A 22,597-nucleotide genomic window follows, 5' to 3' on the forward strand; every position below is an offset into this window, starting at 1 on the left:
CTAGATCATCCAGCCGGTCGGCCAATCGCCTGTCGCCTCGCGGTAAGCCAAGGCTAGCGCGCCATAAAGGCCTGCGGAAGCGCCGGCTGAGGGGGCGGCTATGTAGTCGTCCATAACAAGTTCGCGCACGCTGGCGTCGTAGCCGCCCAGTTGCTGGACCAGCGCGCGTCTGACCCTATCGTAGAGGTGCGGCTGCATAACGCCACCGCCGATAATGATGCGTTGGGGCCTGATCACATAGGTCAGGTTGGCGCACAGGCTTGCCACATAGTGGGCCGCCATCAGCCAGGCGGGATGGTCTATCGGCAAGGTTTCCGCAGGCGCCCCCCACCGCATCCGCATGGCCGGTCCGCTGGCCAAGCCCTCCAGACAGTCGCCGTGGAAGGGGCAGGCGCCGGCGAAGGCGGTGTCGCCGGCTGCGCGCGGCGTTCGGATATGCCCCGCCTCGGGATGGTTCGCCCCGCCGTGCGGCCGCCCGTCGATGATTACGCCCACCCCGACGCCCGTGCCTACGGTGACGTAGCAGAAACTGTCCAGCCCGCGTCCGCTGCCGAACAACCTTTCGCCGATGGCCGAGCCGTTGACGTCGGTGGTCAGGACCGTGGGCGTGTTCGCCGCGCGCCGCAGATGGCTCAGGAGGTTGGCGCCGCTCCAGCCTGGCTTCGGCGTTGTGGTGATCGCACCATAGTCGGGCGCATCCAGGCGGAGCGACAGCGGCCCGAAACTGCAGACGCCCAAGGCGGCCAGGTGGCCGTGGACCGCCGCCGCTCTGGCGAAGAAGGCGTCGACAGCGGCCAGGGTTTCGCTAGGAGTCGTCGTCGCAATGCGGACCTGCTCCAAAATTCGGCCATCGCCATCGGCGACGCCGCACACGAACTTGGTGCCGCCCGCCTCGACCCCGCCGAGCAATAGAGTTTGCGTCATCGGCTTTGCTTCGACCTGGGCGCCAGGTGTGAAAGTGGGCCAATACGGCGATATTCGCCCGCCGCCGCTGCGCGTATCAGGTGCGACCAAGGCTCGCGCTGGAGAACAGGTTCGGCGCCGCGGCGTTGTTGAATCATGACCCCGCTCGCTCGCCTTCTTATTATACTCGATTCCCTTACCAAGTTCGTGACGCGGCAGGAACGCCTGCTCTGACGTCAATCCGGCGACGGATGGATTTGGCGCATTGCGTCCACCGCGTGCTGTCGTCACCTTGTAGGCGACGCGATTTACGAAAGGATGCCTGATGGCCCGCAAGCCCAACTATAATTTCGAGCGCCAGGAGCGCGAGAAGGCTGCGGCGGCCAAGGCGGCGGAAAAGGCGGCGGCCAAGGCCGAGCGGCGGAACGAAGCTGCGGCCAAGAAAGCGCAGCCGGCCGACGATTAAGTCTCGACGCAAAAGCCATTCGTGTTTTCGTTGTTTGAGGGCGCTGAAAGCCCTATTCTTGCACGATGACACGCTGGACCCCCGAAAGCTGGAGAACCAAGACCGCCCTGCACATGCCGGCGGACTATCCCGATCCCAAGGCTCTTGCCGTGGTTGAGGACGAACTGCGCGCCCTGCCGCCGCTCGTCTTCGCCGGCGAAGCGCGCCGCCTGACGTCGAAACTGGCGCAGGTGGAGCAGGGGGACGCCTTCCTGCTTCAGGGCGGCGACTGCGCCGAGAGCTTCAAGGAGTTCTCGACCGACAACATCCGCGACACCTTCCGCCTGATCCTGCAGATGGCGGTGGTGCTGACCTTCGCCGGGCGCAAGCCGGTGGTGAAGGTCGGCCGCATCGCTGGTCAGTTCGCCAAGCCGCGCTCGTCGCCGCTGGAGGCAATCGACGGCGTCGAACTGCCCAGCTATCGCGGCGACATCATCAACGGCATGGGGTTCACGCCCGAAGAGCGCGCGCCCGATCCGCAGCGCCTGATCCGGGCCTATAACCAATCGGCGTCGACGCTGAACCTGCTGCGCGCCTTCGCGGGCGGCGGCTATGCCGATCTGTACAACATCCATCGCTGGACGCTGGGCTTCGCTGGGGACAATGCGGCAGGCGCCCAGTACCGCGAACTGGCCGATAAGATCACGGAAGCCCTGGCCTTCATGGAGGCGGTCGGCGTCACGCCCGAGACCCATCCCGACCTGAGCCGAGTCGAGGTCTTCACCAGCCACGAAGCCCTGCTGCTGAACGTCGAGAGCGCCCTTACGCGGCTGGACGGCGGTTCGGGCGACTGGTTCGACACCTCCGCCCATATGCTGTGGATCGGCGAACGCACCCGTCAGCTGGACGGCGCCCACGTCGAGTTCATGAAGGGGATCAAGAACCCCATCGGCGTGAAGTGCGGGCCGACCATGACGGCCGACGACCTGCTGCCGCTGATCGACGCGCTGAACCCGGACAATATCTCGGGCCGTCTGACGCTGATCGGACGCTTCGGTCACGAAAAGGTGGGCGAGCGTCTGCCCAAGCTGATGCGCGAAGTGAAGGCGTCGGGCCGCAAGGTGATCTGGTCCATCGACCCGATGCACGGCAATACGCTGAAGGCCGGCAACGGCTACAAGACGCGGCCCTTTGATCGCATCCTGGGCGAGGTGCGCACCTTCATCGACGTAGCGGAGGCCGAGGGCGTCCACCCCGGCGGCGTACACCTGGAGATGACGGGCCAGAACGTCACCGAATGCTTGGGCGGCGCCCAGGCGGTGACGGAGGACGATCTGTCCAACCGCTATCACACCCATTGCGATCCGCGTCTGAATGCCGATCAGGCATTGGAACTGGCCTTCCTGGTCGCGGAACGGCTGAAGTCGGGTCGTGTCAGCCGATCCGAGGCCGCCTGACCGAATGAAGCAGAGCGGGCGGCCGTCGCGATGGTCGCCCTTGCTCCACGTGGGTTTTGATGGCGCGCCCCGGCGATGTATTCCGCTTGTCGGGCAGGGAATGGCGCCGCAGATACGACCGGATGCGGTCACGGCGCGGACATGGAGCCGCTGTCTGTTCGACCGGCAACGACAAAGGGCTTTTCGGGTCGCTCCCGGAGAGTGACGGACATGGATACGCCTGCCCACCAAGACGAGAAACCCGGCCGTGTCGCCTATCAGGGCGCGCCGGGCGCCTTCAGTCACGAGGCGTGTCTGGCCCTGCGTCCGTGGGATGAGGCGGTGGCGTTCGAGACCTTCGAAGGCGCCCTTCAGGCCATGACGTCCGGCGACTGCGGCTGCGCCCTGATTCCTGTCGAGAACTCGACCATCGGCATGGTGGAGCCCGCAGCGACCCTGGTGCGCGCCTTGGGAATAGAGCCGGTCGCGGAGGTGTGGCGGCCGATCCGTCATGCGCTGATGGGACTGCCCGGCGCCCGCCTGTCCGACATCCGCACAGTCGAGAGCCACCCCATCGCCCTGGCCCAGTGCGAGCAGACGCTGAAGACAATGCACATGGCGGTGATTGAACATTTCGACACCGCCGGCGCCGCGCGCGATGTGGCCGAGGCCGGAGATCCGACCCGCGCCGCCATCGCGGCTGCTGGGGCCGCAGAGGTGTATGGTCTGTCGATCCTGCGCAACGATTTGCAGGATTCGAGCGATAATCGCACGCGCTTCGTCCTTCTGAGCGCTTCCGAGGGTTGACGGCGCACGGTCTTTGCGTGTCTTAAGCCTGCACGGATCGCAAAACGATCCGCTTAACCGGAACCGGACCATGTCCCGCCAGCGCGCCCTCTCTGTTTCGTTCGACCGTTCGCGCGCGGTGTCCGGCCTCTATTTCGGCTACGGCTTTTACGGCTTTCGATACGCCGGCTGAGGCGTCGGGCGCACTCCGTCCCTGACTGCTTCACCGGCGACCGCTCTGGATCAGAGCGGCTGTTCGCCCCTGCACATATCGAAATTCAGAATGCCGAAAGCCCTATCCCATGCCCAATTCCAACATTCAGCAAGTCTGGCCTGACATGGCCGACCTGACCCCCGAACAGCAGGCCCTGGCCGCCCTGCGCGCCGAGATCGACCGGATCGACGACCAGATCCTGGCGCTGTTCGAACAGCGTCTGGCCGTCGCCGCCACCGTGGGCCGCGCCAAGGACGCCCCGACCGGCCCCCACACCAAACTGCGCCCCGACCGCGAGCAGACGGTGCTGGCGCGTATGCTGTCAAAATGTCAGCCCGAGAACGCCGAGGCGGTCGAGCACCTGTGGCGCGAGATCGTGGGCTGGGGCCTGGCGCGCCAGGGGCGACTGCAGGTCCAGGTCTGGGCCCCGATCGAGCCGACGCGGGCGTTCGACGGCGCCCGCCTGCGGTTCGGCGCGGCGGCCGACATCAAGATGGTGCGCGATCCGCAAAAGGCGCTGGCCTTCGCAGCCGAGGGCCATGGGGTCGCCGTCCTGGCCATCAACACCGAAGACGCCTGGTGGATGGGCCTGCGTCGCGAATGGTCGATGCTCAGCGTCTTCGACGGGTACGGCGGAGAGACGCCGACTTCGCTGGCGGTCGGCAAGATCGATCCGCCGGCCCTGCCCAAGGGCCGTCGCGTCATCGTGACGGCGGGCGGGGACGCGGGCGACGGCGGGGGCGCCCGGCGCTGGGGCCTGAATACGCACCATGGCTGGACCATCGCCCTGACCGACGCTGAACTGGCGCCGGGAGACGCGGAAGGGTGCGTCGGCGCGATCGGCTGATATGTCGAAAAGGGCCGCATCCGGCGATGGATGCGGCCCGCTTCGTTTTTCAGACCGCCATATTGTCGATCAGTCGGGTCTTGCCGATCCAGGCGGCGGTCAGGATGCGCGCAGGGGCATCCACCACATCGTTGCGGAAGGCGCCGAGATCCTCGGCGCGGCGGATGGCGACATAGTCCACTCGCTCGAAACCGGCCTTTAGGATTGCGGCGTAGGCTTCACGCTCGATCCCGGGCAGAGGACGGCCGGAGGCGGCCTCCGCAGCAGCCTGGAACAGTATGCCGTTCAACTGCCGCGCCGAGGCCAGTTCGGGCTCGGACAGATAGGCGTTGCGCGACGACAGGGCCAAGCCCCAGCCGTCCCGTTCGGTCGGCGCGCCGACGATCTCGACCGGCAGATCCAGGTCGCGCACGAAGCGACGAATGACCATCAGCTGCTGATAATCCTTCTCGCCGAAAACGGCGACGTCCGGCTGGACCTGGTTGAACAGCTTGGTCACGACCAAGGCGACGCCGCCGAACATCTGCGGCCGGAAATCGCCCTCCAGGCCCAGGGCGGGACCGGCCATGGCGATACTGGTGGCGAAGCCTTCAGGATACATCTCCGCCGCCGCAGGCGCGAACATCAGGTGGCAGCCGGCGCCGGCCAGCAGACGTGCGTCCTCATCCTGTTGGCGGGGATATTTGTCCAGGTCCTCGTGGGCGGCGAACTGGGTCGGATTGACGAAGTTGGAGGCGACCACGCGATCGGCGCGCTGGGCCGCTTCTCGCACAAGGGTCAGGTGACCTTCGTGCAGGGCGCCCATGGTCGGAACCATGCCGACGCTGAGGCCTTGTCGTTTCCAGTCCCGAACGGTCGCGCGCAGGTCGGCCACGGTGCGGACGACGGGCAGGGGAGGAGCGTCCATCATGATGAAGCGATTAACCTTTCCGCTTAAGCCTGTTGATGCACCAGACCTCAAAGACTGGGCGCTAGGGTCGTGCTTATGACGCCCGCAGAAGCGACCCGTCCAGTTCTGATCGCCTCGGCGCTGATTGCGGTCGTGGTCGGCGCCGCCTCTCTGTCGGGGTGCGGCGCCGCGAACAGCGATCCCCATAGGTTCGGAGCCCTGGCGGATCAGGTCGCGGCGGTCGATGTGCCGCTGACGCCAGGCGGCGACCGGCTCGCTCCTCGGGCGCAATCGGCCGAGGCGGCTGGCCTGCGGCCGGTCAAGTTCAGCGCCATGAAGGTCGCGGTGATGGACCCCCACGCCATGTGGGACGCCCGCGACGATCAGGCCGGCGTTCGCCGCGTGGCCGATGACGCCAGCCTGCGCGACGCCGTGATTCGGGTGGTTCAGCCGGCGGTTCAGACCGCAACGGCTATTCCAATTCGTGAAGCCGGCGCAGCGAAGCCGCCCTCCTTGATGCATGACGCCGGCTTGCGCCGTCCGACGCCGATGGGCCGCACCATTCAACTGGGCGCCTATTCCAGCCCTGACGCGGCGCGCCAGGCCTGGGAGCGATTGAAGGCGTCCGCCGATTTCGCCGGCCTGGCGCCGGCGTTCGAGTCCGTGGAAGTTCAGGGTCGGACCTTGACGCGGTTGAAGGTCGGCCCGGTTCCGACCGAGGCCGCCGCTTCGGTTTGCCGCGCCGCCGCCGTCGCCGACGCCTGGTGCGCACGCAACAGCTGAACCCGCCTTCTTCGCCATCCACAGGTCTGCGTTAAGGTTCCGTTGACGTTTGGCGCGCGGCGGCCGACTCTAGGTCGAACTGGACCGCGCCTGAGTCGCGCCGGTCGGCACAGAGGATTCCCTCGAATGACGCAGCCGCATGTGATCGTTCTCGGCAACGAAAAGGGCGGGGCCGGCAAGTCCACCCTGGCCATCCACATCGTCGCGGGCCTGCTGCATGCGGGGCGGACGGTGGCGATCATCGACCTGGACCTGCGCCAGCGGTCGATGCAACGCTTCTTCCACAATCGCCTGGCCTGGCTGGCGGCGAACGAACAGGCCTTGCCGCAGCCCTTTATCCCGGACATGGGCGACGGCAAGGCCCTGGCCAAGACCGATGTCGCCGAACAGATCGCTGTCTTCGAACGCGCCTTCGACGAGGCTGTGGCCCAAGGCGTGGACTGCATCCTGATCGACACCCCGGGCGGGGATACGGCGGTGTCCAGCGCCGCCCACGCCCGCGCCGATCAGATCGTGACGCCAATGAACGACAGCTTCGTCGATTTCGATCTGCTGGGCGAGGTTGATCCGGTGTCGCTGGAGTTGCTGAAGCCGTCCATCTATTCGGAAAGCGTCTGGGAGGCGCGCAAGCAGCGGGCCATCTCTCAGGGGCGGCACGCGACCATCGACTGGCTGGTGGTGACCAATCGCCTGGCCGTCGCAGAGGCCCGCAACCGCAAGCGTCTGGAAGAGCGGATGACCAAACTGGCCAAACGGGTCGGTTTCCGCGTCGGGCCGGGCCTGCGCGACCGGGTCATCTATCGTGAACTGTTTCCCTTCGGCCTGACCGTGGCGGATCTGTCCAACGACATCCGGCCCGTGGCGGTGTCGCTGGCGCACGTCGCGGCGCGCCAGGAGCTTCGCAACCTGATGATGGCCATGGGGCTGGAGCAGGTGATCGCCCCTTTGGACGTGGCGGCCTGACGGTTTGACGACCCGATGGGTTTGATCGGGCTCGCCCTGGCGGCCATCGCCGTCTGGGCCCTGGTTCGGCTGGGTCGCCAGACCGAGCGGCGCGGCCGGGCGCATTGGCGCGTCACGGCTACCCTTTTGGGATCGGTCCTGCTGGCGGGCGGCGCTCTGGCCGCGTTTCGCGGCGCATGGCTGGCCGCGGCGGCGCTGGCCGGGGCTGGCCTCTATCTGGCTTGGTCGTCGCGAATACGATCCGTCGTTCGCTCCGAGCCGATTAGCGACGCCGACGCCCGCGCCGTGCTGGGCGTGCGAGCAGGGGCGAACGAGGCCGAAATCCGGGCTGCGTGGAAGCGCGCCATGGCCCGCGCCCATCCGGACCAGGGCGGCACCGAGGGGCTGGCGACGCGCGTCAACGCCGCGCGTGATCGCCTGCTGAAGCGGCGGGGGTCTTCCTAGCCGACACCAGACTCATTCGAAACAGTAGTTGTTGCGTATCAGTTTCATCTGGCCTAGATCATCTGAACCAACTTTCGGATGGAGCCGGAAATGAAGATCGCAACCCTCGCCGCCGTGTCCGCGCTGGCCCTGCTGGCCGCGTGCAACAAGCCGGGCGAAGCGCCTGCCGCCGCCCCGAACGCGTCGGCCGAAGCGCCGGTGTCGGTGAAGGCGCCGGCCGGCGTCTATGTGCTGGACCCGACCCATGCCACGCTGCAGTGGTCGCTGCTGCACAATACGATCTCGCACTACACCGCGCGGTTTGACAAATTCGAGGCCAGACTGACGCTCGACCCGGCGAACCTGGAAAACTCCAAGATCACCGCGACCATCGACCCCGCCTCGGTCAATGCGGCCTATCCCGCCGACTACAAGGCGTCGCACGCGGGTTCGGCCTATTCCGGCTGGAACGACGACATGGCGAACAATCCTACCTGGCTGAACGCCAAGGCCTTCCCCGCCATCACCTTCGTCTCGACGTCGGTGAAAAAGACGGGCGCACGTACGGCCCAGGTGACGGGCGACCTGACCTTCCTGGGTCAAACCCATCCGGTGACGTTGGACGCGACCTTCAACGGCGAGATCGACCGTCATCCGTTCGCCAACGTGCCCGCCGTCGGCTTCGCCGCCGAAGGGCGGTTCAAGCGCTCCGCGTTCGGCATGGCGGTTGGTCCCATCGGCGACGAGGTGACTATCCGCTTCGACGGCGAATTCATCCAGGAAGTCGCTCCGGCCGCGCCTGCGTCCTGAGACCCAGAGCGAGAGAGCGGCGATTTCGGTCGCCGCTCTTTTTACGTCGCACTCAAGTCCAAGTGTCCATGTCACAAGCCCGCACCCGCTATTCATCCGTCGCCATCGCCCTGCACTGGGCCATCGCGCTTCTGATCCTGTCGATGATCCCTATGGGTTTGTGGATGACATCGGCGATCGACAACACCGACAGTCAGGCCTTGGCCTATCGGGTATTTCAGATTCACAAGTCGATCGGCTTTCTGATCCTGGCGCTGACAGTGGTGCGGATCGTCTGGCGGCTGACGCATCGGCCGCCCGCCTTGCCCAGGACGATGAAGCGGTGGGAGGCCTTTGCGGCGGGCGCGACCCATGTGGCCTTCTACGCCCTGTTGCTGGCTCTGCCTCTGACAGGCTGGCTTTATGTGTCCGCAGGCTGGGCGGTGTCGCAGGATCGCGCGTTGGAGGTGGCGACCAGTTGGTTCGGCCTGTTCCCCATTCCGCACCTGCCAGGTGTGGCCGAACTGTCGATCCAGATGCGGCGGGCGCTGGCCTTTCAGGCTATGGGCGCCCATTCGCTGATGGCCTGGGGCGCGGTTGTGCTGATCGTGCTGCACGTCGGCGCCGCCCTGAAGCATCAGTTCGTCGATAGGGACGGCGTGCTGGGTCATATGGTTCCCGGTCTGAAGTCCGGTCATGCCGATGAATCTGTCGCTCCTCCACCGGCGCCAGTCTGGGCCGAGCGCGCGGCAGGCGTCGCCCTGGTTCTGGCCGTCGCCGTCGCTGGGGCCATCGCAGCCCGGCCCTATGCCTTGACGGAAAGCCAACTGGCCGAGATCGCGCCGGCGCCTGTCGTCGTCTCAACTCAGCCGAAGCCCGAGGCCCCCGTCACGCCAGGCACGGCGGCCGCATGGACCATCGACGCGGCCGTCTCCAGCATCCGCTTCACCGGAACGCACGCCGGGAAACGATTCGAAGGTCGATTCGACAAATGGGATGGCCAGGTGTGGTTCGACCCGGCCGATCTGGCGGGATCGAAGGCCGTTGTGCTTGTCCAAACCGCGTCCGCGCGGACGGGCGATCCAACGCAGGAAGGCTCTTTGCAGGGCGCGGAATGGTTCGATCCAGCGCAATATCCGGTCGCCCGTTTCGAGGCGACGCGCTTCCGATCCCTGGGCGGCGACCGCTATGAGGCGGCGGGCGACCTGCGCATCAAGACCACCACCATCCCCGTGGTTCTGCCGTTCCGGTTCAGCGAATCCGGCGGCGTGGCCAAGGTGGAAGGCGCGCTGGAGCTGGATCGGACGGCGCTCGATCTCGGCATGGCCTCGGACGCTGCGGCGGATTGGGTGTCCAAAATGGTCGGGGTTCGGATCGAGGTCTCTGCGCGTCGCGCGTCGTGAACCGGCGCTTGCCCTGACGGAAACGAGGGCTTACGGCTCCGCGCCTTGATGAACGATTCAGGGAGCGGTCGATGACCCTCGCACTTCTGTTTCCGGGCCAGGGCAGCCAGGCGGTCGGCATGGGCGCGCAACTGGCCGACGCCTTCGCCTCCGCTCGCGATGTCTTCGCCGAGGTGGACGAGGCCCTGGGCCAGAAGCTGTCGGTGCTGATGCGCGAAGGGCCAGAGGATCAGCTGACCCTGACCGAGAACGCCCAACCGGCCCTGATGGCCGTGTCGGTCGCCGCCATCCGCGCCCTGAAGGCCGAGTTCGGTTTCGACGTTTCGACGGCGGCCTATGTCGCCGGTCACTCGCTGGGCGAATACTCGGCGCTGGCGGCGGCGGGGGCGATCTCGCTGTCGGACACGGCGCGGCTCTTGAAGCTGCGCGGTCAGGCCATGCAGCGCGCCGTGCCGGTGGGGCAGGGGGCGATGGCCTCTCTGATCGGCCCAAAGACCGATCTGGCGCTGGCGGAGGCCGCTGCGGCGGCGGGTGCGGAACTGGGCGTCTGCGTGGTCGCCAACGATAATAACGCGGGCAACATCGTCATCTCCGGCGAGAAGGCGGCGGTCGACCGCGCCATCGAAAAGGCCAAGGAACTGGGCGCGCGGGCGATCCCGCTGAACGTCTCGGCGCCCTTCCACTGCCCGCTGATGCAGCCCGCCGCCGACGAGATGGCTCAGGCCCTGGCTTCGGCAACGATCCTGGCGCCCGTCGTGCCTGTGGTCGCCAATGTTCTGGCGCGCCCGGAAAGCGACCCCGAAGTCATCCGTCGCCTGCTGGTCGAGCAAGTCACCGGCCGCGTGCGTTGGCGCGAGAGCATGGAGTGGATGGCGACGTCGGATTCTCAAGGAGGGGGCGGCGTGACGCGCTTCGTCGAGATCGGCTCGGGCAAGGTTCTGACCGGCATGGCCAAGCGGATCGCGCCGGACGCTGAAGGCTTGGCGCTGAACAGCCCGGAATATCTGGAAGCCTTCGCCAAGGGCGTCTGACCATACCCAATGCCGTCATCCTCGGGCTTGACCCGAGGATCGGACCATCCGCACTTCGGCGCTAGTAGCGAGCGCTGACATAGATATCGGCGTCGCACGGCGCCTGATCCTCCGGTCAAGCCCGAGGATGACGGAAGAAGGAGAGGACGAATGTTCAATCTTGCAGGCAAGACCGCGCTGGTGACCGGCGCGACGGGCGGAATCGGAGGGGCGGTGGCGCGGGCGCTGCACGCCCAGGGCGCGACCGTGGTGCTGTCGGGCACGCGTGAGGCGGTTCTGGCCGATCTGGCCAAGGAACTGGGCGAACGCGCTCACTTCGCCACCGCCAACCTGTCGGACCCGGAATCAGTCGACAATCTGGTCGCTGCGGCGGAAACGGCGGCGGGCGCGCCGCTCGACATCCTGGTGGCCAACGCGGGCATCACCAAGGACGGCCTGCTGATGCGGATGAAGGACGAGGATTTCCAGTCGGTCATCCAGATCAATCTGGAAAGCTATTTCCGCCTGACCCGCGCGGCGGTGAAGGGGATGATGAAGCGCCGCTCGGGCCGAATCATCGGCGTGACATCGGTGGTCGGCGTGACCGGCAATCCGGGCCAGACCAACTATTCGGCGTCCAAGGCCGGCATGATCGGCTTTTCCAAGTCGCTGGCCCAGGAGGTCGGCTCGCGAGGGATCACGGTCAACTGCATCGCGCCGGGCTTCATCGCCTCGCCGATGACCGATGTGCTGAACGATCAGCAGCGCGAAGCCATCCTGACCAAGATTCCCGCCGGGCGCCTGGGCACGGGCGACGAGATCGCCGCCGCCGCCGTTTATCTGTCGTCGAACGAAGCCGCCTATGTCACGGGCCAGACCCTGCATGTGAACGGCGGCATGGCGATGATTTAAGGCTCGTCGCCGTCATCACGACGCGCAACAGACTATTTCCAGCCCGAAAGCCTGTGCTAAAGGGCTTGATGCAACGGCGGTTCGGGCTTTCGGGCTTGCGTCGCCTTCGCTGCCGTGAGACGGCGATTTCTGAGCTACCCCCGCCTCTACGGCGATTTCAAACAGGCAGAGAGACACTGATGTCCGACACCCTCGAGCGCGTTCGCAAGATCGTCATCGACCACCTGGACGCCGATCCGGACAAGGTCACGGAAAAGGCCAGCTTCATCGACGACCTGGGCGCCGACTCGCTCGATAACGTCGAGCTGGTGATGGCCTTCGAAGAAGAATTCGACATCGAGATCCCGGATGACGCCGCCGAGCACATCCAAACGGTCGGCGATGCGGTCAAGTTCATCGACGAAAAGTCGGCGGGCTGATCCCAGCCTCCGACGGGAAGCCGAAAGGCTGACGGTTCAAAGGGCCGCCCGGCGCTCCTAGCGGAGACGCCCGGCGGCCTTTACTGTTTCTGACCGCGACGAATCCCCATGTGATTCCGTCGGGGAAAGTTTGGAGCTGAAGGAGCACGCACCATGCGCCGCGTCGTCGTTACGGGCATCGGTCTGCTGACACCCCTGGGCTGGGGCGTCGAGAAGAGCTGGCAAGGCATCGTCGAGGGACGGTCGGGCATCGGCCCTATCACCGCCTTCGATACCGAAGGCTATGGCTGCACCATCGCTGGCGAAGTGCCGAGCGTTGATGGACGCGGCGGCGGTGGCGAAGGCGACTTCGACCCTGACCAGATCATGTCGCCCAAGGACCGGAAGCGCGTCGACGACTTCATCCTTTACGCCATCGCCGCCGCAGACGAGGCGCTGGCCGATGCGAATTGGAAACCGGAGACCGAGGCGGACCGCGAGGCCACGGGCGTCATGGTGGGGTCCGGCATCGGCGGCCTGGGGCCCATCGCGGAGACGGCCATCGTCCTGAAGGAACAGGGCGTGCGACGGGTCAGCCCCTTCTTCATTCCCTCGGCCTTGATCAACCTGGCGTCGGGCCAGATTTCGATCCGCCATGGGCTGAAGGGCCCCAACCATTCGGTCGTGACCGCCTGCGCCACCGGCGCCCACGCCATTGGCGACGCGGCGCGGATGATCGCCTTGGGAGACGCCGAGGTGATGGTGGCCGGTGGGGCGGAAAGCTCCATCGTGCCCATCGGCATCGCCGGTTTCCTGGCCTGCAAGGCGCTGTGCACGGCTTATAACGACACGCCCGAGACGGCTTCGCGGCCCTATGACCGGGGCCACGCCGGCTTCGTCATGGGCGAGGGCGCCGGGGTCATGGTGCTGGAGGAGTACGAGCACGCCAAGGCGCGTGGGGCCAAGATTTACGCCGAAGTCGTGGGCTATGGCATGAGCGGCGACGCCTATCACATCACCGCTCCGTCCGAAGACGGCGACGGCGGCCTGCGCGCCATGAAGATGGCGCTGAAACGAGCCGGAATGCAGCCGTCCGATCTGGATTACGTCAACGCCCACGGCACATCGACCATGGCCGACTGGATCGAGCTGAAGGCGGTCGAGCGGCTGGTGGGCGATCACGCGCCGAACGTGGCGGTATCCTCGACCAAATCGATGACGGGACACCTGCTGGGCGCGGCGGGCGCCATTGAGAGCATCTTCTCTGTCCTGGCCATTCGCGACCAGATCGCGCCGCCCACGATCAATCTGACCGATCCCGAAATGGAAACGCCCATCGACCTGGTGCCCAACCAGGCCAAACCGATGAAGATCGATGTCGCCATGTCTAACAGCTTCGGCTTTGGCGGCACCAACGCCTCGGTCATCTTCAAGAAGGTGGACTGAGGTGTTCGGACGGGGACGGGGCGAGAAGTCGAGCGGACGGTCGGGGTTCGCGGTCTCGCTGCTGACCGCATCGGCGACCTTCGGCCTGTTCCTGCTGGTCGCGTTGATCTCGGTCTGGGCGGTCTATTATGCGCCCGGTCCGTCGGCGCGGCAGGGCGACAAGACGGTCGTGACCTTGGCCAGCGGTTCCGGCGTCTCCGCCATCGCCGCCAAGATGAAGGCCGAGGGCGTCATCCGTTCGACCGACCTGTTCCGTGCGGCGGCGACCCTCACCGGGGCGGATCGTCGGCTGAGGGCCGGGGAATATGAAGTGCCCTCGGGCATGTCCTTGGCCGGGGTGTTGAATCTGCTGGTCGAAGGGCGGGTTGTCCGTCACTTCGTGACCCTGCCAGAGGGGTGGTCCTCGCTTCAGGCGGTGGACATTCTGAACAAGGAGCCGGTGTTGATCGGCACGGTCGCGGACACGCCTGAAGAAGGCAGTCTGTGGCCCGACACCTATGAGGTGGCGCGCGGCGATACGCGCCAGTCGGTGATCGACCGGATGCAGCGTGCGGCGAGCGAGAACCTGCGTTTGCTGTGGAGCCAGCGTTCGCCCGCGACCGTGGCGCGCACGCCGGAAGAGGCGGTCGTCCTGGCCTCCATCGTCGAAAAGGAAACCGCCTTGGCGGCCGAGCGGCCGCGCGTGGCGGCGGTCTTCTCCAACCGATTGCGCGCCGGAATGCGCCTGGAGAGCGACCCGACCATCGTTTACGGCATCACCAAGGGGCGGCCGCTGGGGCGCGGCATCCGGCGTTCCGAACTGCTGGCCGCGACGCCTTGGAACACCTACCAGATCAACGGCCTGCCCCCGACGCCGATCGCCAATCCGGGTGTGGAGGCGGTCAAGGCCGTGCTGAACCCACCGGCGGATCCCGCCCTGTTCTTTGTTGCGGATGGATCGGGCGGCCACGCCTTCGCCCTGACCTATGACGAGCATCAGCGCAACGTGGCCCGCTGGCGCCAGATCGAGCGTCAGAAGGCGGGCTTGCCGCCAGAGGAGCCCGCACCCCTAGTTCCTGGAACCAACCCGGCGCCGATGACGCCAGCGGCCGAACAATCCGCGACGGGGCAGGCGACCATCACCCTGCCGCCCGGCGCCAGTCAGGGGGCGAGATGACCGCGCTATCAGGCATGACGGGATTCGGTCGGGCGGACGGCGCCGGCGACGGCTGGACCTGGTCGGTCGAGGCCCGGTCCGTCAACGGCCGCAACCTGGAGGTCCGGTTTCGCGCACCGCATGGCTTCGACGCTGTCGAGCGAGCGGCCAAGGCGGCGGGACAGGCGCGGTTCGCACGCGGTCAGGTCAGCATTGGCCTGCAGGCCAAACGCACCGACTCCGGTGAAGCGTCGGTCGCCATCAACGCCGCCGTGCTGGCGCGTTATCTGACCTTGGCCAATGAACTGGCCGAGGATGGCGCGACGCCGCCGTCGGCGGACGGGTTGTTGGCGTTGAGGGGCGTGATCGAGACGCCCGAAGAGGTTGACGATCCCGAGGCGCGGGCGGTGCTGGAAGCCGCCATGGCCCAGACCGTCGAGAAGGCGCTTGACGCCTTGAAGGTGTCGCGTCAGCAGGAGGGTGCGCTTCTGGCTCCCGTGCTGGAGGATTTCATCACCAGGATCGAAACCCTCACGGCCGAGGCCGAAGGCGAAGCGGCGGCGCAGGTCGAAACGATCCGCGAACGGTTCACACGCCGCATCAGCGAACTGGCCCCCGATGCGCCAGGATTGGAAGACCGGGTCTTCCTGGAAGCGGCCGCTCTGGCCACCAAGGCGGACGTGCGCGAGGAGCTGGATCGGCTGACCGCTCATGTCGCGGCGGCGCGCCAGCTTGTGGCTTCGGCGCCCGCCGGGCGGAAACTCGACTTCCTGATGCAGGAATTCATGCGTGAGGCCAACACGCTGTGCTCGAAATCGGCTACGACCGCGCTCACCGGAATCGGCCTGGAGCTCAAGGCCGTCATCGAACAGTTGCGTGAGCAGGTCCAGAATGTCGAATGAACGCACGCCCCGCCGGGGCGTCCTCCTGATCGTCGCCAGCCCTTCGGGCGCGGGCAAGACGTCGCTTTGCCGCCGACTGATGGCGGATCACGGGGGGCTGGAGTTGTCCGTGTCCATGACCACGCGCGGCATACGGCCGGGCGAGGTGGACGGGCGCGACTACCACTTTGTCGGGCATGACCAGTTTCAGCGCCTGATCGACGAAGACGCCTTTCTGGAATGGGCCGATGTCCACGGAAATCGCTATGGCAGCCCGCGCGGGCCGGTCGACCGCGCTCTGGCCGAGGGTCGGGACGTCCTGTTCGATATCGACTGGCAGGGCGCCCGCGACGTGGCCGAGAAATGCCCCGAGGACGCCGTGCGCGTGTTCATACTGCCGCCCAGCCTGGAAGAGCTGCGCCGCCGTCTGGTGACCCGCTCCCAAGACGCCGAGGACGTGATCGAGCGCCGCGTCGCCAACGCCAAGGGCGAGATCGAACACTGCGACGCCTTCGACTATGTTCTGGTCAACGAGGACTTCGACCGATCCTACGCCGAACTGGCCCACATCTATCACGCCGAGCGTTCGCGCCGTTTCCGTAACCTGTGGGTCGGCGACTACAAGGCCGCCCTGCTGCGCGAGGCGGTCTGAGGAAAACGCCGCAGACCGGAGTCTGCGGCGTTGGCACTCAACGCTACGCTACTGACCGTGGTGTGCCACGCTGAAAGGCAGCGGAGAGTAAACGCGGTCATAGGGAAGAACCCTTAAGCCGCGACGATGATTTACGTCCTGTTCGCCCTCTGCCGTCTAAGGTCGGGACAGCGGGGGGCTCATGACATCTCTGGATTCCATAGGACCGATCCTGGCGGGCAGCGCCAAGGAGCGGGCCAAACAAGCGCCGGTGCGCCTATTGCTCGCCGTTGTGATGGCCTGGGCCATGTACGGCGGCGGCATGGCGTCATGGATTCCCGTCTGGTTGGCCGCGGCGTTGATCGTGCAGGGATTCGAGTTCTGCGCCATGGCTCCGTTCCGGCGGGATCCACCGTCGAACAACCGTCTGTCGGTCGGCTTGGCCTTGATGTCCACGACCCTGATGGCCACTCTTTTCGGGGGGATGGCTTTGATCATCTGGACGACCAACCACCCCGCGCTGGTGACCCTGGCGGCCCTGACCCTGGCCGGGGGATTGTTGACCAATGTCGCATCAGGCATCGGCTCGCGCCTTCTCTTCTTCATCGGCGGCGGTCCGTATCTGCTGTTCTTGGCCCTGATGCCGGTGATCAAGCTGGTCCAGGGCGATACGCGGGGCGTGGCCGTCATGACCCTATCGGCCGCCCTGTTCGCCGGCATGATGCTGAACATCTATTGGCGCGTGTATCATACACGGCAGGCCGAGGTTCAGTCGCGCGCAGAGGCTGAAACACGCCTGGAGCAGGCGCAGACCGCCATGGCCGACCGCGCCGCCATGGCCGCCATCGTCAGCCACGAACTGCGCACGCCGGTCAGCGCCATACTGGCGGGCGCCCATGTCATCCGAGATGGCAAGTTGCCAGAGAAGCGGGAAGAGACGGCCGAACTGATCATCGACGCCGGGCGTCTGATGACCGGCATGCTGAACGATCTGCTTGACCACTCCAAGATGGAGGCTGGGGCGATGATGATCGAGAGCCGGGATTTCGAGCTTGGAGAATTGGTGCGTGACACCGCCCGGTTCTGGAGCGCGCCGGCAAGCGAAAAGGGCTTGGTTCTGGAGTTGGCGCTGGATCACGGCGAAGCCGTCTGGCTGCGTGGCGATCCCTATCGCCTGCGTCAGATCGTCAACAATCTGATCTCCAACGCCATCAAGTTCACGCCTGCAGGGGCGATCCGACTGGAGGCTGCCGCGCCGCACGGCAGCGATCATCATTGCCTGACGCTGACCGTCGTCGATCAGGGGGCGGGCATCACGCCTGAAGCCATGAACCGGCTCTTCTCGCCCTTCGAGCAAGGGTCCGCCGAGGTGGCGCGCACCTATGGCGGGACAGGGCTGGGCCTGACCGTCAGCCGTGAGCTGGCGCGGCTGATGGGCGGCGACCTGACGGTGCGGAGCGCGCCGGGCGAGGGGGCGGCCTTCACACTGTGCGTCGATCTGCCAGCGGGCCAGCCCACGGAGGCGAACGACGGCTTTGAGGACGCGGCCCCGGCTCTGGCGCGTCGCATCCGCGTGCTGGCCGTCGATGATCACGAGATCAACCGCCGAACCATCGCCTTGGTGTTGCAGCCGCTGGAGGTCGATCTGGCGACCGCCTCGGACGGTAATCTGGCGTTGTCGCTGCTAGCGGAACGTGCGTTCGACGTGGTGCTGATGGACGTCAACATGCCGGGCATCGACGGTAATGAGACGACGCGGCGCCTAAGGGCCTCCAACGGTCCGAACGCGGGCGTGCCTGTGATCGGCTTCAGCGCCGGCACCGAGGCGGAACAGGTCGAGGCCTGCTATGCCGCCGGCATGACCGACTGGCTGCCCAAGCCCTTGGAGCCCAAGCGCCTGTACGACGCGCTTCACCGCGCGACGTCGGCAGACTTAAGCTCTGCCCCGCGCAGCGAACCAAGGACGCAGGCGGCTTAACGCGTCCTCGATCTCGGGCGTCGAGACCGCGAAGCTGAAACGAATGAAGCGGCGACCATCGACGGGATCGAAATCTACCCCGGGCGCCGTCGCGACGCCGGTATCGCGCAGAATCTGCTCGCAAAAGGCCACGCTGTCGTCCGTCAGATGGCCGATGTCCGCCCAGATGTAGAAGGCGCCGTCCGGCGGGGCGATCCTTTGCAAGCCGAGGGAAGGCAGGGCCTGAAGCATCAGATCGCGATTGCGGGCGTAGGTCTGGATGTGGCCTTCCAGCTCCTCGACGGCATCCATGGCGACCAGCCCGGCGTGCTGGCTCAGCGACGGCGGGGTCAGGAACATATTGCCGATATAGGCCCGAGCAGCGTCCACCTGCGCCTGTGGGACCAGCAGCCAGCCCAGGCGCCAGCCGGCCATGCTCCAGTATTTGGAGAAGCTGTTGATCACCACGGTGTCCGGCGCGAACTGCAGCATGGAGGAGGTCGGGCCGACGTAGCTGAGGCCGTGATAGATTTCATCGGAGACAACGGCGATCCCGCGCTGGCGGCACACGTCGGCGATGGCGGCCAGTTCGGCGTCGGGGATGATGGTGCCGGTCGGATTGGCCGGGCTGGCGATGATGACGCCGGCGGGGGCCGGATCGAGCGCTTCGAGCTGGGCGGCGGTGAGCTGGAACCGGGTCTCGGGGCCGCAGGCGATCTCGACCGGCTCGAGATGCAGGGCGCGCAGCGTGTTTCGATAGGCGACATAGCCGGGGCGGGCCAGGGCGATGCGGTCGCCGGGCTTGAACAGTGTGCTGAGCGCCAGAACCAGGGCCGGCGAAGCGCCGCAGGTCAGCAGAATGCGGTCGGAGTTGACCGTGACACCGTAGCGGTCGTCATACAGGCGCGCGATGCGGGCGCGCAGGTCCGGGCTTTCCCAATAGCCCATGGCGTCCTGATCCAGCACCTGATGAGCGCGGGCGATGGCGGCGGCGGGCGCACCCGTCGACGGCTGGCCGAACTCCATGTGAATGATCGAGCGGCCTTCGGATTTCAACTGATGCGCCAGACGGCTGACGGAGATCGCGCGGAAGGGTTCGACGGTCATGTCAAAGACTCAGGATAGCGCGTCAGCCAGGCGAAGGAAGCCCGCCACGTCGATGGTTTCGGCCCGGGCGTCCGGCTCAATCCCGGCCGCTTCGCACAGGGCGCCGCCGCCCAGTTGCTTCAGGCTGGAACGCAGCATCTTGCGGCGCTGGCCGAAGGCGGCGGCTGTGACGCGCTCCAGCTTCTTCAGGCGTTCTGGAGAGGGGCGTTCGTCCAGCGGGACCAGATGCACCACGGCCGAGGCCACCTTGGGCGGCGGGGTGAAGGCGGCGGCTGGCAGGTGCATGACGACGCGCGCGGTGCAGACGGCCTGAGAAATGACGGCCAGACGGCCGTAGGCGTCTTCGCCCGGCGCTGCGGCGACACGCTCGGCGACCTCTCTCTGGAACATCAGGGTCAGGCTGTGCGGCAGCCAGGGGCCTGTCAGCCATTTGATCAGCAGGGCCGTGCCGACGTTGTAGGGCAGGTTGGAGACCAGGTGCGCGGGGCCGGGGACCAGATCGGCCTCCTTCACCTTCAACGCGTCCGCCTCGACAATGGTCAGGCGGCCGGAGCCGTCGTCCAGTTCAGACAACAGGGGAATGAAGCGGGGATCCTTCTCGACCAACAGCACCGGACCGGCGTCGGATTCCAGCAGGGCGCGGGTCAGGCCGCCGGGGCCGGGGCCGACCTCGATCACGGCGCGGCCTTCGAACGGACCGGCCAGCCGCACGATCTTGCGGGTGACGTTCAGGTCCAGCAGGAAATGCTGGCCGAAGCTCTTCTTGGCCGAGAGGCCGTGGGCGTCGAGGGTTTCGCGGAGGGATGGTTGGTCGGTCACGACGGTCTGTTAGCGCGCGGCGCGCGCCACCGCCATCTCCGAAGCCAGACGGATGGCGGCGATCAGGCTGTCGGGGCGGGCCAGGCCTTTGCCTGCAATGTCGAACCCGGTGCCGTGGTCGGGCGAGGTGCGGATGATGGGCAGGCCCAGGGAGACGTTGACCCCGCCCCAGAAGTCCAGGGTCTTGACCGGGATCAGGGCCTGATCGTGATACATGCAGATGGCCGCGTCATAGGTGGCGCGCGCCGCGTCGTGGAACAGGGTGTCGGCGGACTTGGGATCGGTGATGTCGATACCCTCGGCACGCAGTTGTCGAGCGACCGGGATCAGGATGTCCATCTCCTGAAGGCCCAGTGCGCCGCCTTCGCCCGCGTGGGGGTTCAGGGCGGCCATGGCCAGCTGGGGACGGGCGATGGCGAAGTCCCGCTTCAGGCTTTCATGGACGACTCGGGCGGTGCGGGCCACGCGCTCGGCGGTCACCAGTTCCGGCACCTGGTCCAAGGCGACATGGATGGTCACCAGACAGGCCCGCAGGTCCCGCGCCGTCAGCATCATCACCGGGCCGCGCGTTCCGGGATAGGGCGCATCGGCGGTCAGTTCGGCGATGAACTCCGTATGGCCCGGAAAGCGAAAGCCCGCTGCGTACATCGGCGCCTTGGCGATGGGGGCGGTGACGACGCCCGACGCCTCGCCGGACAGGGCGAATCCGACCGCCTCCTCGATGCCGTCCGCGACAGCCAGGGCGTTGGCGGGATCCGGGCGACCGACCTCGACCGGGGTGGGCAGGGGACGGTGAATGACGGGTAGGGCGCGGGCGAAGCGGTCGGCGGCGTCGCCGGGCGCGCCGACCTCGACCACCGGCACGTTTTGGGCGCGCATCAGGTCGGCGTCGCCGATGACCGCAAAGGCCAGCGGTTCGTGTCTTAGGGCGGTCCAGGCGGCGGCGACGATCTCCGGCCCGACGCCGGCGGGCTCGCCCAGCGTCAGGACCAGAGGCGCGACCGATCCGGTCACTTGAACTCGATCAGGGCGTCGCTGCGCAAGTCGCGCAGATAGCGTCGCTCCAGAACCTGAAGGTTCTGCGCCCGCAGGCGGTTTTCGACCTGCTGGCGGTTGGGGGCCTCGGGGCCACCGACGCGACGGCCGCAGACGGCGACCAGGTGCAGACCCAGCGGCGTGCGGATGGGGGTGGAGACGGCGCCAAGCTCGCCGGTGCGGGCGAACTGTTGGAATTGGGGCGCCAGATTGGCCACGTCGGATTCGCCCAGGTCAGCGCCGATCACGCCTTCGGTTGCGCGAGCTTGCGACAGAATGTTGTCGCAGGTCAGGCCCGCGCGCATGGCCTGGAGCTTCTGCGTGGCGGCGGCGACGTCGGCTTCGGACGCAGTCTCGGGCAGTTCGACCATGACCTGACGCAGCGAGACCAGACTGGTCGAGGCGCCGTCGCGCTTGTCGCGAAGATAAAGGATATAGACCCCGCCATCGACGACGATGGGGTTGGACAACTGGCCGGGCTGGAGTTGATCGACCACGGTCTGGACGGCCGGCTGCAGCGAATCACGCACGACCCAGCCCGCGTCGCCCGGCACCCGCGCGTTGGCGGACGGCGCCGAGGAGAATTGCTGGGCCACGGCCTGGAAGGGCGCGCCCTGAATGATCTGCTGCACCAGTTGGCGCGCGCCGTTCAGCGCGGCCTGCGGCCCGCCCACGCGGGCGGCGTCGATATAGATTTCGCCCAGCAGGAATTGAGGCTTGGAGGCGGCTTCGTTCAGGCGACGCAGTTCCTGATCGACCTGCAGGCTGCTGGCGCGGGCGCGGCTGTTGAAACGGCCGGGCACCAATTGGCTCCAGCCAATCTGGGTGCGCAGGTTCTCGCGGAAGGCGGCGGGCTGGATGCCGCCCTGCTGCAGGAACTGCAGATAGTTGGCCGGGGTCGTGCCCGCGGCGCGGGCCATTTCAGCGATTTCCTGATCCACCTCTTCGTCGGTGACCTTCAGGCTCTCGAACTTGGCCATCTCCTGAATCTTCAGGCGATCCTCGATCAGGGCGTTCAGCGCCGCCTGCTGGATGGCGGGCAGATTCTGCTCGGTCGGTTGCACCTGAGACGAGGCGATCAGCATCAGCATCCGCTGACGCAGGTCATAGCCGGTGATGATCTTGTCGTTGACGGTGGCGACGATGCCGTCGGCCATTTCGAACTGAGGCTCGGCGCGCGCCGTCGTGGGCGCTTCCTCGGCCGCCGGATTGGGCGCGCCGGCGGCGACGCCTTGGCCGGACGTCTGAGCCGGAGCTTGGGCGGCCCCCTGCGGGCGGGCCTGGGCCGCCTGGCCATGGGCCGAACCGGCGAGCAGGACCGCCGCGAGCGCAGCCCCCGTCGAATAACGCATCAAACCCATTGCTCGTCCTGATTCCTCACAGCG

The 22,597-nt window shown here is 66.8% G+C and carries 23 protein-coding genes; 17 read left to right on the forward strand and 6 right to left on the reverse strand.

What is annotated here, in order from left to right; genetic code table 11:
- On the reverse strand, positions 1-924 hold the full coding sequence (locus ACYX4P_RS09745) for an ROK family protein (protein ID WP_248116019.1): 924 nt from the start codon (positions 922-924) through the stop codon (positions 1-3).
- Positions 925-1,228: 304 nt separating this feature from the next.
- Between ACYX4P_RS09745 and ACYX4P_RS09750 the strand changes: the two genes are divergently transcribed.
- The 4 genes from ACYX4P_RS09750 to ACYX4P_RS09765 all read left to right on the forward strand — a co-directional run bounded on the left by ACYX4P_RS09750 (position 1,229) and on the right by ACYX4P_RS09765 (position 4,631).
- Positions 1,229-1,369, forward strand: coding sequence for a hypothetical protein (locus ACYX4P_RS09750; RefSeq protein WP_248116021.1), 141 nt, complete (start codon positions 1,229-1,231; stop codon positions 1,367-1,369).
- A 65-nt stretch (positions 1,370-1,434) separates the two neighbouring features.
- The gene (locus ACYX4P_RS09755; RefSeq protein ID WP_248116022.1) at positions 1,435-2,805 is read left to right on the forward strand and encodes a class II 3-deoxy-7-phosphoheptulonate synthase; all 1,371 of its coding nucleotides are present in this window, start codon (positions 1,435-1,437) and stop codon (positions 2,803-2,805) included.
- Between the two features lie 210 nt (positions 2,806-3,015).
- Entirely contained in the window at positions 3,016-3,591 is a 576-nt protein-coding gene (locus ACYX4P_RS09760) for a prephenate dehydratase domain-containing protein (protein ID WP_248116024.1), read from the forward strand.
- Between the two features lie 317 nt (positions 3,592-3,908).
- A complete protein-coding gene (locus ACYX4P_RS09765; protein ID WP_312571673.1) occupies positions 3,909-4,631 on the forward strand; it encodes a chorismate mutase in 723 nt (240 codons plus the stop codon).
- A 49-nt stretch (positions 4,632-4,680) separates the two neighbouring features.
- On the opposite strand, the gene panC is transcribed toward ACYX4P_RS09765, so the two are convergent.
- Complete coding sequence (gene panC / locus ACYX4P_RS09770; protein ID WP_248117230.1) at positions 4,681-5,538, reverse strand: pantoate--beta-alanine ligase; 858 nt, start codon at positions 5,536-5,538, stop codon at positions 4,681-4,683.
- Positions 5,539-5,616: 78 nt separating this feature from the next.
- Between panC and ACYX4P_RS09775 the strand changes: the two genes are divergently transcribed.
- From ACYX4P_RS09775 to ACYX4P_RS09835, 13 genes are all read left to right on the forward strand, one after another.
- A complete protein-coding gene (locus ACYX4P_RS09775) occupies positions 5,617-6,303 on the forward strand; it encodes an SPOR domain-containing protein (protein WP_248116028.1) in 687 nt (228 codons plus the stop codon).
- Positions 6,304-6,429: 126 nt separating this feature from the next.
- Positions 6,430-7,266 (forward strand): division plane positioning ATPase MipZ, encoded by an 837-nt coding sequence (locus ACYX4P_RS09780; protein ID WP_248116030.1) that lies wholly within the window; start codon positions 6,430-6,432, stop codon positions 7,264-7,266.
- Positions 7,267-7,281: 15 nt separating this feature from the next.
- On the forward strand, positions 7,282-7,710 hold the full coding sequence (locus ACYX4P_RS09785; RefSeq protein ID WP_248116032.1) for a J domain-containing protein: 429 nt from the start codon (positions 7,282-7,284) through the stop codon (positions 7,708-7,710).
- Positions 7,711-7,800: 90 nt separating this feature from the next.
- Positions 7,801-8,499: a YceI family protein gene (locus tag ACYX4P_RS09790; RefSeq protein ID WP_248116034.1), complete on the forward strand. Its 699-nt coding sequence runs from the start codon at positions 7,801-7,803 to the stop codon at positions 8,497-8,499.
- 68 nt (positions 8,500-8,567) lie between these two features.
- The gene (locus ACYX4P_RS09795) at positions 8,568-9,881 is read left to right on the forward strand and encodes a cytochrome b/b6 domain-containing protein (RefSeq protein WP_248116037.1); all 1,314 of its coding nucleotides are present in this window, start codon (positions 8,568-8,570) and stop codon (positions 9,879-9,881) included.
- A gap of 71 nt (positions 9,882-9,952) precedes the next feature.
- On the forward strand, positions 9,953-10,912 hold the full coding sequence (fabD, locus tag ACYX4P_RS09800) for an ACP S-malonyltransferase (protein WP_248116039.1): 960 nt from the start codon (positions 9,953-9,955) through the stop codon (positions 10,910-10,912).
- A 150-nt stretch (positions 10,913-11,062) separates the two neighbouring features.
- A complete protein-coding gene (gene fabG / locus ACYX4P_RS09805) occupies positions 11,063-11,803 on the forward strand; it encodes a 3-oxoacyl-[acyl-carrier-protein] reductase (protein ID WP_248116041.1) in 741 nt (246 codons plus the stop codon).
- A 179-nt stretch (positions 11,804-11,982) separates the two neighbouring features.
- Complete coding sequence (locus ACYX4P_RS09810) at positions 11,983-12,222, forward strand: acyl carrier protein (protein ID WP_008264317.1); 240 nt, start codon at positions 11,983-11,985, stop codon at positions 12,220-12,222.
- Between the two features lie 153 nt (positions 12,223-12,375).
- Positions 12,376-13,647, forward strand: a complete 1,272-nt coding sequence (gene fabF, locus ACYX4P_RS09815; RefSeq protein ID WP_248116044.1) for a beta-ketoacyl-ACP synthase II — start codon at positions 12,376-12,378, stop codon at positions 13,645-13,647.
- A gap of 1 nt (position 13,648) precedes the next feature.
- Entirely contained in the window at positions 13,649-14,803 is a 1,155-nt protein-coding gene (mltG, locus tag ACYX4P_RS09820; RefSeq protein ID WP_248116045.1) for an endolytic transglycosylase MltG, read from the forward strand.
- Entirely contained in the window at positions 14,800-15,684 is an 885-nt protein-coding gene (locus ACYX4P_RS09825) for a YicC/YloC family endoribonuclease (RefSeq protein ID WP_248116047.1), read from the forward strand. The genes mltG and ACYX4P_RS09825 overlap by 4 nt, the downstream gene beginning before the upstream one ends.
- The gene (gene gmk / locus ACYX4P_RS09830; RefSeq protein ID WP_248116050.1) at positions 15,674-16,315 is read left to right on the forward strand and encodes a guanylate kinase; all 642 of its coding nucleotides are present in this window, start codon (positions 15,674-15,676) and stop codon (positions 16,313-16,315) included. The genes ACYX4P_RS09825 and gmk overlap by 11 nt, the downstream gene beginning before the upstream one ends.
- Before the next feature lie 181 nt (positions 16,316-16,496).
- On the forward strand, positions 16,497-18,272 hold the full coding sequence (locus ACYX4P_RS09835; protein ID WP_248116052.1) for an ATP-binding protein: 1,776 nt from the start codon (positions 16,497-16,499) through the stop codon (positions 18,270-18,272).
- Here the strand turns inward: ACYX4P_RS09835 and ACYX4P_RS09840 are convergent.
- Genes ACYX4P_RS09840 through ACYX4P_RS09855 form a run of 4 tightly spaced genes read right to left on the reverse strand, consistent with a single transcriptional unit; the run spans position 18,228 to position 22,573 of the window.
- A complete protein-coding gene (locus tag ACYX4P_RS09840) occupies positions 18,228-19,358 on the reverse strand; it encodes a pyridoxal phosphate-dependent aminotransferase (RefSeq protein WP_248116054.1) in 1,131 nt (376 codons plus the stop codon). The genes ACYX4P_RS09835 and ACYX4P_RS09840 overlap by 45 nt on opposite strands.
- A 9-nt stretch (positions 19,359-19,367) precedes the next feature.
- Complete coding sequence (rsmA, locus tag ACYX4P_RS09845; protein WP_248116055.1) at positions 19,368-20,177, reverse strand: 16S rRNA (adenine(1518)-N(6)/adenine(1519)-N(6))-dimethyltransferase RsmA; 810 nt, start codon at positions 20,175-20,177, stop codon at positions 19,368-19,370.
- A 9-nt stretch (positions 20,178-20,186) separates the two neighbouring features.
- Positions 20,187-21,191 carry a 4-hydroxythreonine-4-phosphate dehydrogenase PdxA gene (pdxA, locus tag ACYX4P_RS09850; RefSeq protein ID WP_248116057.1) on the reverse strand — a complete coding sequence of 335 codons (1,005 nt, stop codon included), beginning with the start codon at positions 21,189-21,191 and terminating at the stop codon, positions 20,187-20,189.
- Positions 21,188-22,573: a peptidylprolyl isomerase gene (locus ACYX4P_RS09855; RefSeq protein WP_248116059.1), complete on the reverse strand. Its 1,386-nt coding sequence runs from the start codon at positions 22,571-22,573 to the stop codon at positions 21,188-21,190. The genes pdxA and ACYX4P_RS09855 overlap by 4 nt, the downstream gene beginning before the upstream one ends.
- Positions 22,574-22,597: the final 24 nt, after the last annotated feature.

The organism is Brevundimonas sp. ABV4_179, from assembly GCF_056311945.1.

Excerpts from the sequence above, each read along its gene's own strand:
- ACYX4P_RS09775 (WP_248116028.1), top strand. The coding sequence starts at position 5,617 with ATGACGCCCGCAGAAGCGACCCGTCCAGTTCTGATCGCCTCGGCGCTG.
- ACYX4P_RS09780 (WP_248116030.1), top strand. The coding sequence starts at position 6,430 with ATGACGCAGCCGCATGTGATCGTTCTCGGCAACGAAAAGGGCGGGGCC.
- ACYX4P_RS09760 (WP_248116024.1), top strand. The coding sequence starts at position 3,016 with ATGGATACGCCTGCCCACCAAGACGAGAAACCCGGCCGTGTCGCCTAT.
- ACYX4P_RS09765 (WP_312571673.1), top strand. The coding sequence starts at position 3,909 with ATGGCCGACCTGACCCCCGAACAGCAGGCCCTGGCCGCCCTGCGCGCC.
- ACYX4P_RS09825 (WP_248116047.1), top strand. The coding sequence starts at position 14,800 with ATGACCGCGCTATCAGGCATGACGGGATTCGGTCGGGCGGACGGCGCC.
- ACYX4P_RS09855 (WP_248116059.1), bottom strand. The coding sequence starts at position 22,573 with ATGGGTTTGATGCGTTATTCGACGGGGGCTGCGCTCGCGGCGGTCCTG.
- ACYX4P_RS09790 (WP_248116034.1), top strand. The coding sequence starts at position 7,801 with ATGAAGATCGCAACCCTCGCCGCCGTGTCCGCGCTGGCCCTGCTGGCC.
- fabF (WP_248116044.1), top strand. The coding sequence starts at position 12,376 with ATGCGCCGCGTCGTCGTTACGGGCATCGGTCTGCTGACACCCCTGGGC.
- ACYX4P_RS09745 (WP_248116019.1), bottom strand. The coding sequence starts at position 924 with ATGACGCAAACTCTATTGCTCGGCGGGGTCGAGGCGGGCGGCACCAAG.
- fabD (WP_248116039.1), top strand. The coding sequence starts at position 9,953 with ATGACCCTCGCACTTCTGTTTCCGGGCCAGGGCAGCCAGGCGGTCGGC.
- panC (WP_248117230.1), bottom strand. The coding sequence starts at position 5,538 with ATGGACGCTCCTCCCCTGCCCGTCGTCCGCACCGTGGCCGACCTGCGC.
- ACYX4P_RS09755 (WP_248116022.1), top strand. The coding sequence starts at position 1,435 with ATGACACGCTGGACCCCCGAAAGCTGGAGAACCAAGACCGCCCTGCAC.
- fabG (WP_248116041.1), top strand. The coding sequence starts at position 11,063 with ATGTTCAATCTTGCAGGCAAGACCGCGCTGGTGACCGGCGCGACGGGC.
- ACYX4P_RS09835 (WP_248116052.1), top strand. The coding sequence starts at position 16,497 with ATGACATCTCTGGATTCCATAGGACCGATCCTGGCGGGCAGCGCCAAG.
- ACYX4P_RS09795 (WP_248116037.1), top strand. The coding sequence starts at position 8,568 with ATGTCACAAGCCCGCACCCGCTATTCATCCGTCGCCATCGCCCTGCAC.
- ACYX4P_RS09785 (WP_248116032.1), top strand. The coding sequence starts at position 7,282 with ATGGGTTTGATCGGGCTCGCCCTGGCGGCCATCGCCGTCTGGGCCCTG.
- ACYX4P_RS09840 (WP_248116054.1), bottom strand. The coding sequence starts at position 19,358 with ATGACCGTCGAACCCTTCCGCGCGATCTCCGTCAGCCGTCTGGCGCAT.
- ACYX4P_RS09810 (WP_008264317.1), top strand. The coding sequence starts at position 11,983 with ATGTCCGACACCCTCGAGCGCGTTCGCAAGATCGTCATCGACCACCTG.
- ACYX4P_RS09750 (WP_248116021.1), top strand. The coding sequence starts at position 1,229 with ATGGCCCGCAAGCCCAACTATAATTTCGAGCGCCAGGAGCGCGAGAAG.
- gmk (WP_248116050.1), top strand. The coding sequence starts at position 15,674 with ATGTCGAATGAACGCACGCCCCGCCGGGGCGTCCTCCTGATCGTCGCC.